This window comes from Marinobacter mangrovi (genome assembly GCF_016798325.1).
GTDB lineage: Bacteria > Pseudomonadota > Gammaproteobacteria > Pseudomonadales > Oleiphilaceae > Marinobacter_A > Marinobacter_A mangrovi.
The window spans coordinates 111,432-126,394 of sequence record NZ_JAERVO010000001.1; the positions used below are offsets into that span (position 1 = coordinate 111,432).

Sequence of the window (14,963 nt, forward strand, 5' to 3'; positions counted from 1 at the left end):
GCGTCTTTATAATGCGCCCTCGTTGTCGCTACTGAACGGCGTCAACGATCTACGCGGAGCGGTAGTTCAGCTGGTTAGAATACCGGCCTGTCACGCCGGGGGTCGCGGGTTCGAGTCCCGTCCGCTCCGCCATTTTCCTCTCTCTTTGCATTTCCTCTCTCAGTATTCTTTTGGCCATCTGGCACGCACTGTAATCTTTTCGTCATCCATCGGTCATAGTCTCCTCTGTAATCTGGTTATTGCCCGTTTCGAATCGATACGGCCCAGACAAGGAGAAGGTCTCATGATTGATTATGAAGAAGAGCTGCTCGACAGCTATTTTGAAGATTTCGACGATGACGACGACAGCGACGACGCGATCGAGATGTGATCTCACGGAATCCGATGGAATCAGGGCTGTACCGGCTCGCGGTGCTGACCCGGGCTCATCCCGAACCAGCGCCGGTAAGCCTTGTGAAAGGCCGGCGGACCTGAGAATCCCAGCAGCCACGCAATTTCTGCAAAATTAAGTCGCGTTTCCAGTACGTAGTCGGCCGCCAGATCCCGGCGGGTCTCATCCAGTAAGTCCTTAAAACGGGATTGCTCCGCATTCAACTGACGTTGCAACGTCCAGGGCGCCATTCCCAGTTCGGCCGCCACGTCCTCCAGCGACGGCGATTGCCCTTCGAGCATCGGCGTCAGCTTCTCCCGCACCTGATCGATGACGGTCCACCCTCCGCGAATCCGTTTGAGCTGTGCGTCGCACTGTTGTTGCAGGGCGCGGTGCATGGCCGGGTGGGCTTCCCGGGATGGTGTCCGGGCGATTTCCGGTCGGATCTGGATGTGGTTTTCTGGTGCGCCGAAGGTCACCGGGCAGCCGAACCAGGCTTCGAAGGCGGCCTGTTCGCCCTGGTCCGGGTATTCGATGCAGACCTGCTCCAACACCGCGTGCTGGCCCGTCATGCGCCGCAGGAACTGCGTCCAGCCCGCCATCACCGAATCCACCACAAAGAAGTTGTAGCGGTTATACGGCCGAATGGAATAGAAGCAGGCCCGCTGGCGATCGGTTTCGTAGCGGGGATGCCCCCGGCTGTTGCGGCTGTTGAGCAGGGAGTAGCGAATAATTGTCGCCAGACCCTCGCCGGCCGTGGCCGCGCTCATTCCGGCGAGGCCCGACAGGCCGGCATCAATCGGTCGGGTCAGGGCACCCATGGTCAGGCCCAGGCTGGGCTGGCCGGTTCGCAGGATCGCGGCGTGCCCCAGCCGCATGAAGCGGGGAATGCTGATGCGGGCTTCAGGCGCCTGTAACAGTGTCTCCGAGATCCCGAACTGCTCGAAATCCGGACCGATGTCGTGATCCTGGGCGGCAACGGCGCGGGCCATGACGTGCAGGTAGAGCACGCTGATATCGCCCAGGGCATGGCGGCGACGGGATGTGTTGACGGGTGCGGTCATTTCTTGAAGTGTTGTCTGAAGATAATCAAATGTTATTTGAGGATATTGTCTGGGGCAAGTGAGGCGCTTAATTTAGGGAGCATTGAGAGTCGGCGTGAAAAGTCGGCCAGTGACACGATGAGGAGACCTCCATGACCGCGATCGAAAAAGCTCCGGGCCAGGCCCGTTATCCCAACCTGTTGGCGCCGCTGGACCTGGGGTTCACCACCCTGCGTAACCGCACCCTGATGGGTTCAATGCACACCGGTCTGGAAGAGCGGCCTAACGGATTCGAACGCATGGCGGCGTTCTTCGCCGAGCGGGCACGCGGCGGTGTCGGACTGATGGTGACCGGGGGTATTGCGCCGAATGTAGAAGGTGGCGTTGGGCAGCACGCTGCCAAAATGGATACCGAAGAAGAGGCGGTTCAACACCGCGTGGTCACGAAGGCGGTTCATGAGGCGGGTGGCAAGATCTGCATGCAGATCCTCCACGCCGGGCGCTATGCCTATCATCCGGAGCTGGTGGCGCCGTCGGCCATCCAGGCGCCGATCAACCCGTTCACGCCGAAAGAGCTGGATGAGGCCGGCATCGAAAAGCAGATCGAAGACTATGCACGATGCGCGGCCCTGGCCAAGGAAGCAGGCTATGACGGCGTCGAGATCATGGGTTCGGAAGGTTACTTCATCAACCAGTTCATCGTGTCTCACACTAACCATCGGACCGATCAGTGGGGCGGTAGCTACGAAAACCGGATCCGCCTGCCGATCGAGGTGGTGCGCCGCGTGCGCGAGCGGGTGGGCGATCAGTTCATCATCATCTACCGCCTGTCCATGCTGGACCTGATTGAGGACGGCAGCACCTGGGACGAAGTGGTCCAGCTGGCCAAGGAAATTGAAAAGGCCGGCGCCACGATCATCAATACCGGTATCGGCTGGCACGAGGCACGGGTGCCCACGATCGCCACCTCGGTTCCGCGCGGCGCTTTCACCAAGGTCACCGCACGCCTGAAGGGCGAAGTGAACATTCCGCTGGTGACCACCAACCGGATCAACATGCCGGATGTCGCCGAGAAAGTCCTGGCCGAAGGCGATGCGGACATGGTGTCCATGGCGCGGCCGTTCCTGGCGGATGCGGATCTGGTGCGCAAGGCTGAGGAGGATCGGGCCGAGGAGATCAACACCTGCATCGGCTGTAACCAGGCCTGCCTGGACCACACTTTCGGCGGCAAACTGACCACCTGCCTGGTGAATCCGCGCGCCTGCTACGAAACCGAGCTGACTTACGTGAAGACCGCCACACCCAAGCAGATTGCGGTGGTCGGCGCCGGGCCGGCCGGCCTGGCGTTTGCGACCGTGGCGGCGGAGCGCGGCCACAAGGTGACCCTGTTCGATGCCGGCAGTGAGATTGGCGGCCAGTTCAACGTGGCCAAGCGCATTCCCGGTAAGGAAGAATTTTACGAAACCCTGCGTTACTTCCGGGTGATGCTGGACAAGCACGGCGTGGAAGTGAAACTTAATACCCGCGTCACCGTGGACGATCTGACTCGGGATGGCTTCGACGATGTGGTGCTTGCCACCGGCATCGCGCCGCGCCTGCCGGAGATCGAAGGCATCGACCATCCCAAGGTAATGGGTTACCTGGATGTGCTGCTCAAGCGCCGTGAGGTGGGGCGCCGCGTTGCCGTGATCGGCGCCGGCGGCATCGGCTTCGACGTGTCCGAATTCCTGGTGCACGAAGGCGAGTCCCCGTCACTGAATACCGAACACTTCATGCAGGAATGGGGCGTGGATCTGTCCGTGGCGCACCGCGGCGGCATCCAGGGCGTGACCCCGAAGGTTCCGGCACCGGCGCGTGACGTGTTCCTGCTGCAGCGCAAGACCACCAAGGTGGGCAAGAACCTGGGCAAGACCACCGGCTGGATTCATCGGTCCGCACTCAAGATGCGCAACGTACAGATGATCCCGGGCGTCACTTACCGCAAGATCGACGACCAGGGCCTGCACATTACGGTCACGCCGAAAGGCGCGGAGCAGGGCGAGGATCATATCCTGGACGTGGACAACATCGTCATCTGCGCCGGCCAGGACCCGCTGCGCGAACTCCAGCAGGGGCTGCTGGACGCCGGTCAGCGGGTTCACCTGATCGGCGGGGCCGACGTGGCCGCGGAGCTGGACGCCAAGCGCGCGATTAATCAGGGCAGTCGCCTGGCGGCTGAGATCTGATCGGTGCTATGCCTTAGATAGCCAGGTAAGTATGCCGCAGGTCCTCATCGTCGAGGACCTGCGCCGCTGACCCTTCGAACACCACCTGACCCATGTCCAGAATCACGGCGCGATCCGCCAGTTCCAGAGCGGCGATTGCGTTCTGCTCCACGATGATCGTGGTGATCCCCAGCGATTTGATTTCCTCAAGAGTGCGCTCGATCTCACGAACGATGATGGGGGCCAGCCCCTCGTAGGGTTCGTCCAGCAACAGCAATTTGATGTCCCGGGCCAAAGCCCGACCGATGGCCAGCATCTGCTGTTCGCCGCCGGACAGGGTGATGCCCTCCTGGTTGCGGCGTTCTCCCAGCCGGGGAAACAGCTCGAAGATGCGGCTGATCTCCCAGCCCGGGGAGGGTGCGAGCTGGGCCAGTTTCAGGTTTTCCTCCACCGTCAGTCCGGGAATGATGCGGCGGTCCTCCGGGACCAGCGCGAGGCCATTGCGGGCGGCCTGCCAGGCTTTCATGGTATGCAGTGGTTGATGGTCCAGCCAGATTTCGCCGTGGGTCAGGTGCGGTGAATCCACCCGGGCCATGGCGCGCAGGGTGGAGGTCTTGCCAGCGCCGTTGCGGCCCAGCAGGGCGAGAATCTCCCCTTCGTGGATATTCAGCGATACCCCCTGGACGACGTAACTCTCGCCGTAATAGGCGTGCAGATCCCAGGCCGAGAAATAGGCCGGCTCGCTGCGTTGGCCATGCGGATGCTTGTGTGCGGTGTTCTCGCTCATGCAGGCGTTTCCTCGCTCAGGCGGTCTCGGCGGTGCCCAGGTAGGCTTCTTTCACCTTCGGGTGGCCCTTGATGTTATCCGGGTGGTCCTCGACGATCACATGCCCCTGGGCCATGACGCTGATGCGATCGGCCAGGCTGAACACCACCGTCATATCGTGTTCGATGACGACGAAGGTGATTTCATGGTCTTCGCTGATCGTCTTGAGCAGGTCGATGGTGTTGTTGGTATCCGCCCGCGACATGCCCGCCGTGGGCTCGTCGAGTAGTAACAGCTTGGGTTTCTGCACCAGGCACATGGCCATTTCCAGTCGCCGTTTGTTGCCGCGGGACATGGCTGAGGCCAGGTTGTGACGCTCGTCCAACAGGCTGACGCTGTCCAGGATCCTCTCCGCCTGCTCCCGGATGTCGTGTTCCCGCGACAGGGACTTGAATGGGGCCAGGTGGAAAGCGCCGTCCCGGTGGGCCAGCGCGGGAATCATGACGTTCTCCAGAATCGTCAGGTCCTGGAACACTTCCGGTGTCTGGAAAACCCGACTGATGCCCACCTGGTTGATGCGGTAGGGCGGCAGGCCCAGCAGACTCTGGTTGTTGAACAGGATGCTGCCACTGTCGGGCAGCAGCTTGCCGACAAAACAGTTGAGAAGCGTCGACTTGCCGGCGCCATTGGGGCCGATGACCGCGTGGATGCTGTTTTCCGCCACCGACAGGTTGACGTCATCCAGGGCCAGCAGCCCGCCGAAGCGCTTGTTCACGCCTTTGACTTCGAGAATGGCCATGATCAGGACTCCTTCGGGCTGGCCGGTCGGGACGAATGGGGATCCGGCGAGGATTCCTTGGCGCTGGTTGTTTCGGCGTCCTCGTCATTGTTGCGGGAACGGAACAGCCGGCCGAGCCAGCCGATCAGACGGGTCACGCCTTCCATCAGGCCGCCGGGGAGGAAAATGATCACCAGCATGAAAATCAGCCCCAGGGACATCTGCCAGCCGCTGCCCAGGAAGGGCGAAACGATCGCGCTGAAGAAATCCCCCAGGCTGTCGGGCAAGCCGGAGAACCAGTTACTGACGACCGCATCGTTCACGCGACTGAAGATGTTCTCGAAATACTTGATGATGCAGGCCCCCAGAACCGGCCCGATCAGGGTGCCGGCGCCGCCCATGATGGTCATCAGTACCACCTCGCCGGAGGCGGTCCACTGCATGCGTTCGGGCCCGGCCAGGGGATCCATGCACACCAGCAAGGCTCCGGCGAGCCCGGCGTACATGCCGGAGATGACGAACACCACCAGCGCGTAGGGCCGGGTGTGAACGCCGGTATAGTTGAGGCGGGTCTGGTTGCTCTTGATGGCCCGCAGCAGCATGCCGAAGGGCGAGCGGAAGATGCGCAGCGAGATGTAGAACATCAGGATCAGGATGGCCGCACAGACGTAGAAGCCCACGTTGAGCTGCAGGTCCAGCCCCATGAAGGACAGGTAGTGGGTGTCTCCCATCTCCAGGCCGAACAGCGACGGGGGTGGCAGCTGACCGGGCGCGGTGGCCGCATCCAGGATGCGGGGGTCGTCCAGATCCATCTGCAGGCCGGTTTCGCCGTTGGTGATCGGTGTCAGCACCGAGTAGGCCAGGTTGTAGCTCATCTGGGCGAAGGCCAGGGTCAGGATGGAGAAGTAAATCCCCGACCGCCGCAGCGATACGTAGCCGATCAGCAGGGCAAACAGGCCGGAAATCACCACGGCAAAGATGATCGCCGGAATGACGTTGACGCTCAGCAGCTTCAGCATCCAGACGGCGGCATAGCTGCCGACACCCAGGAAGGCCGCATGGCCGAACGACAGGTAGCCGGTCAGCCCGAACAGCAGGTTGAAGCCGATGGCGAAAATGCCGTAGATGGCGAAACGCTGCATCAGGTCCGGGTAGCCGGCCCCAAAGGGCGCCAGGATAACGGGGGCGGCGAGCACCGCTACCGTAAAGGCGATCATCATGAGCCGGTCTTTGTTATCGGTGGTCTTCAGCATGGCTCAGGTCTCCATGATGCCTTTGCGTCCCATCAGGCCCCGCGGGCGGGTCAGCAGGATGACGACGGCAACGAGATAGATAATGACCTGGTCGATCGAGAAGCCGAACAGGAATGCCTTCACCTCCGGCATGGAGGCGAAGCTCTGCAGGATGCCCAGCAGGAAGCCGGCGGCCACGGCGCCGGCCAGCGAACCCATGCCGCCGACCACCACCACCACAAAACACAGCACCAGGAAGTCCATCCCCATGTGGTAGTTGGGGGACAGGATGGGCGTGTACATCACACCCGCCAGGCCGGTGACCACCGCTGCCAGGCCGAACATGGCCGTGAACCGGCGGTCGATGTTGATGCCCAGAAGGCCCACCGTTTCCCGGTCGGCCATGCCCGCCCGCACCACCATGCCAAAGGTGGTGTAGCGCAGGAACGCAAACACGCCGGCAATGATCACCGCGGCGAACAGGAAATAGACCAGTCGCCAGATCGGATAGACCACTGCGTTGGCCCCCAGACCCACCAGCGCGCCGATGTCGATCGAGCCCACGAACGCTTCAGGCGCTGGCTGCGGGATCGGGTTGGCGCCAAACACCTGCTTGATGATTTCCTGGAGCACAATGGCCAGGCCAAACGTCACCAGGATCTGGTCGGCATGCGGCCGTTTGTAGAAGAATTTGATCAGGCCCCGCTCCATCGCGATGCCGATGATGAGCATGACGGGGATGGCAAACAGGATCGACCAGAACACGGAGTAGTCGATCATCGTCTCGCCCACCTTGCCGAACCACATCACCACGTAGGGCGTGTGAACCTCGACCGGGGTGCCCCATGGCGTGGTTTCGGTGGCTGACTGGGTCACCAGTTCCAGCGACAGCAGCTTGTTGAGGATGACGGTGCAGAAGGCGCCGATCATGAACAGGGCGCCGTGGGCAAAGTTGACGACACCCAGCGTGCCGAAAATCAGGGTCAGACCCAGGGCGATCAGGGCGTAGGCGCTGCCCTTGTCGAGGCCATTCAGGATCTGCAGAAAGATGGCATCCATCGGTTCTCCCTTGTCTGATAACAGTCGCCCGGCCTATTGGCGGGCATATCCAGAGCGCGTCGGCGCAGGCCCCTCCCGTGCGGGAAGGGCCTGCGTCAGGGATTGCAGTGCTGGCCGGTGAATCAGGTACCGGGGTTGCACTTACCGAGAGAGCCGCCCGCGAACATGGGGTTGTCCGGTTCGTACATCACCTTGTCGACCGGCGTCACATTGAAGACTTCCAGCAGGTCGAACTCGGACTCCGGTTTCTCCTTACCCCGGACCACGAGAACGTCCTTGAAGCACTGGTGATCGGCGGCCCGATACAGCGTGGGGCCGTTGCCCAGGCCGTCGAACTTGAAGCCCTCCAGGGCTTCGGCAATGGCGCAGGGGTTGAAGCTGCCCGCCCGCTGGGCTGCATCGGCATACAGCAGGGTCTGCACATAGCAGGTATGGGCGGCCTGGGACGGCGGGTGGCCGTACTCCTTGCCGAAGGATTTGACGAAGGCCTGGGAGCCCGGATCCTGCAGCGTCCAGTGCCAGTTGGTGGAGCCAAAGATGCCCTTGACCGCGTCGCCGGCCCCGCGGGCCATCAGGCGCGAGTACAGCGGTACCACGATCTCGAACTGCTTGCCGTTGACGATCTTGTCGCGCAGGCCGAACTGCACCGCGTTGGTCAGCGAGTTGACCATGTTGGAGCCGTAGTGGTTGAGGATCAGCACGTCCGCCCCGGAGTTGAGCACCGGCGCGATGTAGGACGAGAAGTCCGTGGCCGACAGGGGCGTGCGCACCGTATCCACCGTCTCCCAGCCGAGTTCCTCCGTGAAGGCAATCATCGACTGTTCCTGGGTCCAGCCCCAGGTGTAGTCGGCGGTCAGGTGGTAGGCCTTGCGGTCTGTGCCGTATTCCTTGCCCAGCACCGGCGCCAGTGCAGCGGCGGACATGTAGGCGTTGAAGAAGTGACGGAAACCGTTGGCTTTCTTGTCCTTGCCGGTGGTGTCGTTGGAGTGGGTCAGGCCGGCCATGAAGATGACGCCGGCTTCCTGGCACAGGGACTGGACCGCAATCGCCACGCCGGAGGAGGAGCCACCGGTGATCATGATGGCGCCGTCCTTCTCGATCATGGCCCGGGCTGAGGCACGGGCGGCGTCGGACTTGGTCTGGGTGTCGCCGGTGACGTAGTCCACCTTGCGGCCCAGGATGCCGGTCCCGTTCAGGGTCTTGGAGGAAAACGTATTCAGCATGCCGCCGTCACCCTCGCCGTTCAGGTGCTTGACGGCGAGTTTGTAGGCGCGCAGTTCATCCGCACCTTCGTCAGCATAAGGGCCGGACTGGGGCACGTTGAAACCCAGGACGACCCGGCTGTCACCGGGTTCATTGGTGTAGGCGCTGGCCGTGCGGGTGAAGATGGTGGGTGCGACCACGCCGGCCCCCAGGGCAGCACTGCCCTTCAGGAAACTACGGCGCTTGAACTTGTTGTCTGACATTGTGCTTCTCCCCGAATGACTGTTGTTGTCTGTCGACTCCGGGACCGGGCGCAATACATCCGACGTTGCGTCGTGGCCGGGCGAGCCGAACATTTATCGATCAGGTACTCCTCAAGCTTTGGAGATGTCTAAAAATTAATCAAATGAAGTTGGTCGTAGTTACAACTAATGTCTAGTGCCGCGACGTTGTCGGCACGGAAGACTTTCTCGGGTGAGGCGCTGCTGTGCGGGCTTTTCAGCTGAATTGTGCGGTCGACGGTTTCAAAACGTTGCAGATTTCTGCTTATTCTCCGCGAAGGGATGTCTACAATAGGCGTTAAATTACAAAGCACGCTGATTTCTGACGTTTTACGGCACCACCGGAGGCAAGGCATGGCGAAAACCGCCGCGGCGGATGAGGGGTACTCGGCCGTCTTTTTCATGGACGGCGCGACGGTCGCGAGGCAGATGCGGGGCTCGGAGTTTGGTGCCTTTCTGGACGGTTATGTGGGCTTGTCGGATCTGGCCGATACCGAAGTACGGGCCGTTTACCTGAATCTGGGGCCGGACCTGGGCATTCGTGGCCTGGTCTTCTTCCGCATCTATTTTGACGAAGAGGGTCGGGCCGACAGCCACTGGAACGTGCCCGTGGAAAAGTTCTCCGAGAGGGCGGCCAAAGGGCCGGATCTCGGCGCTGGCCCGATTTTCCTGGCCTGTCGCAGCCAATGCCCGGAGCCCCGGTTTACCGACGAACTCTGGGATCCGGACATGACCCCGGGCAGCAACCACTTCCAGGCGATTCGCCGGGCGGTGGATGAAAACCACCTGAAATTCCAGAAGAAAGTGATGGACGCGCCGGACGAGGACATCCCGGTCCTGCAGGCGGCCGTCAAGCGCTCCTCAAGCACCACCGATACCCGCGAGGCCGCCCGCCAGCGGGTGCGGCTGGCCCGGACCATTCGCGAACAGCGCCTGCGCATCAAGACGCTCCAGAGCGTGCATCGCGACGCCATGTCGGATATCCAGCGCGAGCACCGGCATGAGATGCAGACCCTGCGTAACGAACTGCAGGCGATGGAGGAGAAGCTGGAACGCCAGCGACTGGCCAACGAGCAGCTGAAAGTGCGCCTGTCGGAGCGCAACGAGCAGTACCTGACCCTGCAACAGGAGATCAGCGAGGCGGGCAATGCCACCGAGGCCCGCCAGGACGCCAGCGATGCGGAGGTGGTCCTGCTGCGCGAGCAACTGGAACGCAAGCAGCGAGAACTGGAACTGCGCAACGACAAGATCGTCGTGCTGGAGCAGGAGCGCTACGACCTGGCCCACCGGGAGCCGGCCGAAAATACCCTGATGGCGGAACTCAAGGCCCAGAATGTCTTCCTGGTTGCCTACCACCCCGGCCTTGGTCACATTACGCTGCCCTACGAGGACATTCCCCGCTACTTCGAAAACGTCATGGCCTATGTGGCTGAAAAATGCGGGCTGAACGAACCGGCCTATCGCCAGTGGCTGGCGCACCACGAGGACCCGCGCTGCCAGGCAGAGGTGGACGGTAAACCCTGCCATGAGCCCCTGATCCGCGTCAGCCAACCGTCCGATTTCCGGCCGGGCGTTGACGATCGCTGCGAGCCGCATCAGGACACCTCGGGTTAGCGGCGGTTAAGCCTCCGGCCACTGCGCAGGCACCACGAACGTTCTTCCCGTTTCCTCCCAACCGGCGCCGTCCGCGCGCGGTGCCATCGACGCAAACAGGCGCGGTGCGCCGCCGGCCCGGATTGATGCCAGGATCGCCCGTGTGTTGGCCGCATCCGGCGGTTCGGATGATTGGTAGCGACCCAGCCAGTGCGGCTTCATCAGGCAATGCCAGTTCGCCGTGACGGCGTCATCCAGCGTTTCGACCCGGCACCAGGTGCCCTTGTCATGATCGGGCGGTGCCCCGACCGGCGATGCCAGTGACCGGTCAGCCGGGTAAAACAGATAACCGGGCATGAACAGCCGGGGCAGGGGCGGTTGAGTGATGCCTTGATCGGCCAGCATTTGCTGTGCTGCGGGGGCTCGGGTGAGCCGGCATTGGTGGTCGGTCAGGCGTTGGGTCTTGCGATCCAGCCGGTCCTTGGCGTTGGGTCCGTACCAGTAGTCGGTGCCGTTTTCATGCCGGTAGCCCAGATAGAATTTGACGGCGATTTCATGATGTTCGATGCGCCGGTCCTGGGTGTTCTCAACAATGAAATCCAGCTCGCCCAGCGTCCGGCGGTCCTCACGGACCTGCTCGTTCATCAGCAGGATGCGCCAGCCCAGCAGATCCGTAAGCAGGAACTGGTAGAGCCGCTCGAAGTAGAAACCGAGCCGGGGGCTGGGGTGAGCGGCCAACAGCGCTTCCAGTGACTGGGGCTGTGCGTCCAGCCGGGCCAGGCGTTGCGGCAGGTCGGGCGGCAGATAGCTCGCCAGATCGAAACCCGCTTCGGCATCGGTCAGTTGCGGTGCCCGGCATAACCAGGCCAGGTGTCTGACCGCAGCGGTCTGCCACAGGGGCGAGGGTGGGCCGGATGACGTGATGGCGGGCTCCTGTTCTTTTTTCAGAAATGCTGTCACTTTGGGTAGTATTGGCGGACCCGTGTTCACTGAACGCGCCCGGCGACTTCCGGCAAAGGCGTCAATCGCCGTGAGTGGTTCCCGGACGGACCACGGCAATACGGTCCGGTCACTATACCCCGAGTGACCCAAACGCATCACTGGGCTGGCACAGGATATCGAATGGAGCAATTCAGAAATATTGGTGTGATTGGGCGGATGAACAGCGTCAAGGTGGTGGAGACCCTGCGCCACCTGAAGACCTATCTGCTCAATGAAAATTATCAGGTGATCCTGGAGTCGGAAACCGCCACCATGTTGCCGGGCCACGGCTTGCAGGTGTCCAGCAAGAAACTGCTGGGTGAAATCTGCGACCTGGTCATCGTCGTCGGCGGCGACGGCAGCCTGCTCGGGGCTGCCCGGGAACTGGCCAAGTCCAAGATTCCCATCCTCGGCGTCAACCGTGGTCGCCTGGGCTTTCTGACCGACATCTCACCGGACGATCTGGAAGAGCGCGTGGGCCGGGTGCTGCAGGGCGAGTACATCGAAGAGCACCGCTTCCTGCTGGACGCCCACGTGACCCGCAGTGACAACCCGGTCGGCTTCGGCACGGCCCTGAACGACGTGGTGCTGCACCCCGGCAAATCGACCCGCATGATCGGTTTCGATCTGTATATCGATGGCCACTTCGTCTACAGCCAGCGCTCGGACGGGTTGATCGTGTCCACGCCGACCGGCTCGACCGCCTATTCCCTGTCCGCCGGCGGGCCCATCATGCATCCCAAGCTGGATGCGGTCGTGCTGGTGCCGATGTTCCCGCACACGCTCAGCAGCCGCCCGATCGTGGTGGACGGCAAGAGCGAGATCAAACTGGTGATCGGCGAGGACAACGAAACCTATCCCCAGATGAGCTGCGATGGCCAGATGGACGTGTCCTGCGCGCCGGGGGACATCATTCGTATCACCAAGAAGCCTTTCAAGATTCGCCTGATTCATCCGACGGATCACAATTTCTACGCCACGTGCCGGGAGAAACTCGGTTGGGCCAGTAACATCGCAGCGAGTTAACTATGTCTGTAAAGCGGTCAGGCAGCCGGGGCTATGACATCATCGGCGACATCCATGGATGCGCCCACACGCTTCAGGCCCTGCTGGAGCAGATGGGCTATCGCAAGGTCAACGGGGTCTACGAGCACAAGCGCCGTCAGGCGATCTTCATCGGCGACATCATCGATCGTGGACCACGGATCCGCGAGTCGCTGCACATGGTGCGGGATATGGTCGAGCACGGCTCGGCGCAGATCACCATGGGCAATCATGAATACAATGCGCTGGGGTACTGCACCCGGGCGCGACCGGGCAGCGACAGGAAATTCCTGCGGGAACACAACCCCCGGCACGACCGTTTGATTCGGGAAACCCTGGACCAGTTCGAACACCATCCCCATGAATGGAACGAGTTCCTGGAGTGGTTCTATACGCTGCCGCTGTTTCTGGAAGTTGAGCATTTCCGGGTCGTGCATGCCTGTTGGGATAGCCGACTGATCGACCAGTTCAAGGCGACCCAGGGTGGCAACCTGATCGATGAGGATTTCCTGCATGCCTCGTCGGTGCTGGATTCCTTTGCCGGCCAGGTGATGGATCGATTGTTGCGCGGTACCGACCTGCGCCTGCCGGACGGCCTGCACATCGAAGGCAAGGACGGCTTTGTGCGCCGCTTTTTCCGCACCAAGTTCTGGGCGGAGAATCCGCAGACATACAACGACGTGGTCTTCCAGCCGGATCCGTTGCCGGAGCATATCGCCAACCGGCCACTGTCCGACGCTGAAAAGAAGAAAATCATTGCCTATCCGCCAACCGAACCGCCCGTGTTTGTCGGCCATTACTGGCGGGAAGGGCGTCCGGCGCCACTCAAACCCAACGTGGCCTGTATCGACTACAGCGCGGTGAAATACGGCCGCCTGGTGGCGTATCGGATGGACGATGAGCGGCAACTTTCCGCGGACAAATTTGTCTGGGTTAACGTACCGCGACCGGAACTGCCGAGCGATTCGCAAACCGAAGACAGTCTTACGAGGTAACCCTTTGTACCGAGTCAAACAGCTGTCGGCCGGGACGGACCTGGCCGACTTCAGCCAGTGGCTGCGTGAGCAGGGCGTCGAACACCGGATTTCCGAGGAGGGCGACCAGCAGGTTCTCTGGCTGGAGCACCAGGAGCATGCCGAGCCGGTGCTGGCAGCGCTTGAGCAGTTCATGTCCCGACCGGAAGTGCGTCGGGCCATCCACGAAACCAATCACTCCCCGGTGTTCGTCAACGGCCGCTGGCAACCGTCTCCGAAGCACGCGCCCATGGTCCTCGCGATCATCGCCATCGCGGCGCTGGTGACCTGGTTCACCGGCCTGGGGCGTGATCCGGCTTCGGTCGCTCTGATGTTTGTCGACCCGACGCGGTTTGTCTTCGATACCCTGGCGCAGCGGCTGGATGCGCTGTCGGCCACGTTGTCCCAGGGCCAGTTCTGGCGATTGCTGACGCCGGATCTGCTGCATTTCAGCTGGTCGCACATCATTTTCAATGCGGTGATGATGTGGTTTCTCGGCAGTCAGGTGGAATGGTTTGACGGCAAGGTGCGCCTGGGCATTCTGGTGGTGGTCATCAGTCTGCTGTCGAACACCCTGCAGTTCCTGGTGTCCGGGCCGTTGTTCGGTGGTCTGTCCGGTGTGGTTTACGGCATCCTGGGCTACTGCTGGCTCAGCCAACAACGCCGGCCCCGATTCCAGTTCCCGCCGGCCCTGATCGTGGTATCGCTGGTCTGGATCCTGATTGGCTTCACGCCGCTGACGCAGATCCTCGGGCTTGGGTCGATGGCCAACGAGGCGCATCTCGGCGGCCTGTTGGCCGGGCTGATCATGGCGGTGCTGATGCCCCCGCCGCGCAAACAGGATCCTCAGGGCGCCTGATGTCGCGCGTTACACCGTGTGACACGTTGCCGCCGTAGGTTGGGCTGACGAAGGAAGCCCAACAATCGACAGGGAATCAATGTTTCAACAATCCCACCAGAATCCGAGACGTAATGGATTGGTCTGGCGAGCAGTAGGTGAGCGCCGGATGGCGGGGCTCAGATTGGAAATCGTTGGGCTTCCGTAGTCAGCCCAACCTACGGCACTTTCTACAAAATCTTCCCAAACGTTAGCGGCGTACCTCAGATGAGCCTTGTTTCAGGAATAAAAAAGCCCCGCCAAACGGCGGGGCATTAAATGAGCCTGTTAAGCTCCTGATGAGAGAGACCAAATGAAACGACCGTTCTCACTTGGTACGGTTGAAATGATAATTATTATCATTATCGATTGTCAAAGGTTTCTGCCCACTTTTTTCAAAAAATTTTCCCCGGTGCCAAAAACCATCGTGGTGATAGCCTATTTCCAAGGTCGGGGCCGCCGTAAACAATCGCCTCTATGTTAAGCTGACACGATCGGCCGAGTGCTGCGCCATGGGTT

At 61.5% G+C, this 14,963-nt stretch carries 12 protein-coding genes and 1 tRNA gene; 6 read left to right on the forward strand and 7 right to left on the reverse strand.

Features of this window, described 5'->3' with window-relative positions; all coding sequences use genetic code 11:
- Window positions 1-55 precede the first annotated feature (55 nt).
- A tRNA-Asp gene (locus JL474_RS00510) sits at window positions 56-132 on the forward strand.
- Between the two features lie 258 nt (window positions 133-390).
- Here JL474_RS00510 and JL474_RS00515 read toward each other — a convergent pair.
- Window positions 391-1,434, reverse strand: coding sequence for an AraC family transcriptional regulator (locus tag JL474_RS00515; RefSeq protein WP_203140562.1), 1,044 nt, complete (start codon window positions 1,432-1,434; stop codon window positions 391-393).
- Between the two features lie 131 nt (window positions 1,435-1,565).
- Between JL474_RS00515 and JL474_RS00520 the strand changes: the two genes are divergently transcribed.
- Complete coding sequence (locus tag JL474_RS00520; RefSeq protein WP_203140563.1) at window positions 1,566-3,638, forward strand: NADPH-dependent 2,4-dienoyl-CoA reductase; 2,073 nt, start codon at window positions 1,566-1,568, stop codon at window positions 3,636-3,638.
- A 13-nt stretch (window positions 3,639-3,651) separates the two neighbouring features.
- Here the strand turns inward: JL474_RS00520 and JL474_RS00525 are convergent, their stop codons facing one another.
- From JL474_RS00525 to JL474_RS00545, 5 genes are all read right to left on the reverse strand, one after another.
- A complete protein-coding gene (locus JL474_RS00525; protein ID WP_203140564.1) occupies window positions 3,652-4,404 on the reverse strand; it encodes an ABC transporter ATP-binding protein in 753 nt (250 codons plus the stop codon).
- Between the two features lie 16 nt (window positions 4,405-4,420).
- Window positions 4,421-5,182 carry an ABC transporter ATP-binding protein gene (locus tag JL474_RS00530; RefSeq protein ID WP_203140565.1) on the reverse strand — a complete coding sequence of 254 codons (762 nt, stop codon included), beginning with the start codon at window positions 5,180-5,182 and terminating at the stop codon, window positions 4,421-4,423.
- Between the two features lie 2 nt (window positions 5,183-5,184).
- Window positions 5,185-6,414, reverse strand: a complete 1,230-nt coding sequence (locus JL474_RS00535; RefSeq protein ID WP_203140566.1) for a branched-chain amino acid ABC transporter permease — start codon at window positions 6,412-6,414, stop codon at window positions 5,185-5,187.
- A gap of 3 nt (window positions 6,415-6,417) precedes the next feature.
- The gene (locus JL474_RS00540) at window positions 6,418-7,452 is read right to left on the reverse strand and encodes a branched-chain amino acid ABC transporter permease (protein WP_123634259.1); all 1,035 of its coding nucleotides are present in this window, start codon (window positions 7,450-7,452) and stop codon (window positions 6,418-6,420) included.
- A gap of 122 nt (window positions 7,453-7,574) precedes the next feature.
- Window positions 7,575-8,918 carry an ABC transporter substrate-binding protein gene (locus JL474_RS00545; RefSeq protein ID WP_203141264.1) on the reverse strand — a complete coding sequence of 448 codons (1,344 nt, stop codon included), beginning with the start codon at window positions 8,916-8,918 and terminating at the stop codon, window positions 7,575-7,577.
- 372 nt (window positions 8,919-9,290) lie between these two features.
- Here JL474_RS00545 and JL474_RS00550 point away from each other — a divergent pair, with 372 nt between their 5' ends.
- Window positions 9,291-10,550: a DNA repair protein gene (locus tag JL474_RS00550; RefSeq protein ID WP_203140567.1), complete on the forward strand. Its 1,260-nt coding sequence runs from the start codon at window positions 9,291-9,293 to the stop codon at window positions 10,548-10,550.
- A 6-nt stretch (window positions 10,551-10,556) separates the two neighbouring features.
- Here the strand turns inward: JL474_RS00550 and JL474_RS00555 are convergent, their stop codons facing one another.
- Window positions 10,557-11,489, reverse strand: coding sequence for a DUF1853 family protein (locus JL474_RS00555; protein ID WP_328797755.1), 933 nt, complete (start codon window positions 11,487-11,489; stop codon window positions 10,557-10,559).
- A gap of 162 nt (window positions 11,490-11,651) precedes the next feature.
- On the opposite strand from JL474_RS00555, the gene JL474_RS00560 reads away from it, so the two are divergent.
- From JL474_RS00560 to JL474_RS00570, 3 genes are read left to right on the forward strand one after another with little or no spacing between them, the layout of a single operon-like run.
- Window positions 11,652-12,536 (forward strand): NAD(+) kinase, encoded by an 885-nt coding sequence (locus JL474_RS00560; RefSeq protein WP_123634255.1) that lies wholly within the window; start codon window positions 11,652-11,654, stop codon window positions 12,534-12,536.
- A 2-nt stretch (window positions 12,537-12,538) separates the two neighbouring features.
- A complete protein-coding gene (locus JL474_RS00565) occupies window positions 12,539-13,549 on the forward strand; it encodes a metallophosphoesterase (RefSeq protein WP_203140569.1) in 1,011 nt (336 codons plus the stop codon).
- Between the two features lie 4 nt (window positions 13,550-13,553).
- A complete protein-coding gene (locus tag JL474_RS00570; protein ID WP_236011951.1) occupies window positions 13,554-14,426 on the forward strand; it encodes a rhomboid family intramembrane serine protease in 873 nt (290 codons plus the stop codon).
- Window positions 14,427-14,963 lie beyond the last annotated feature (537 nt).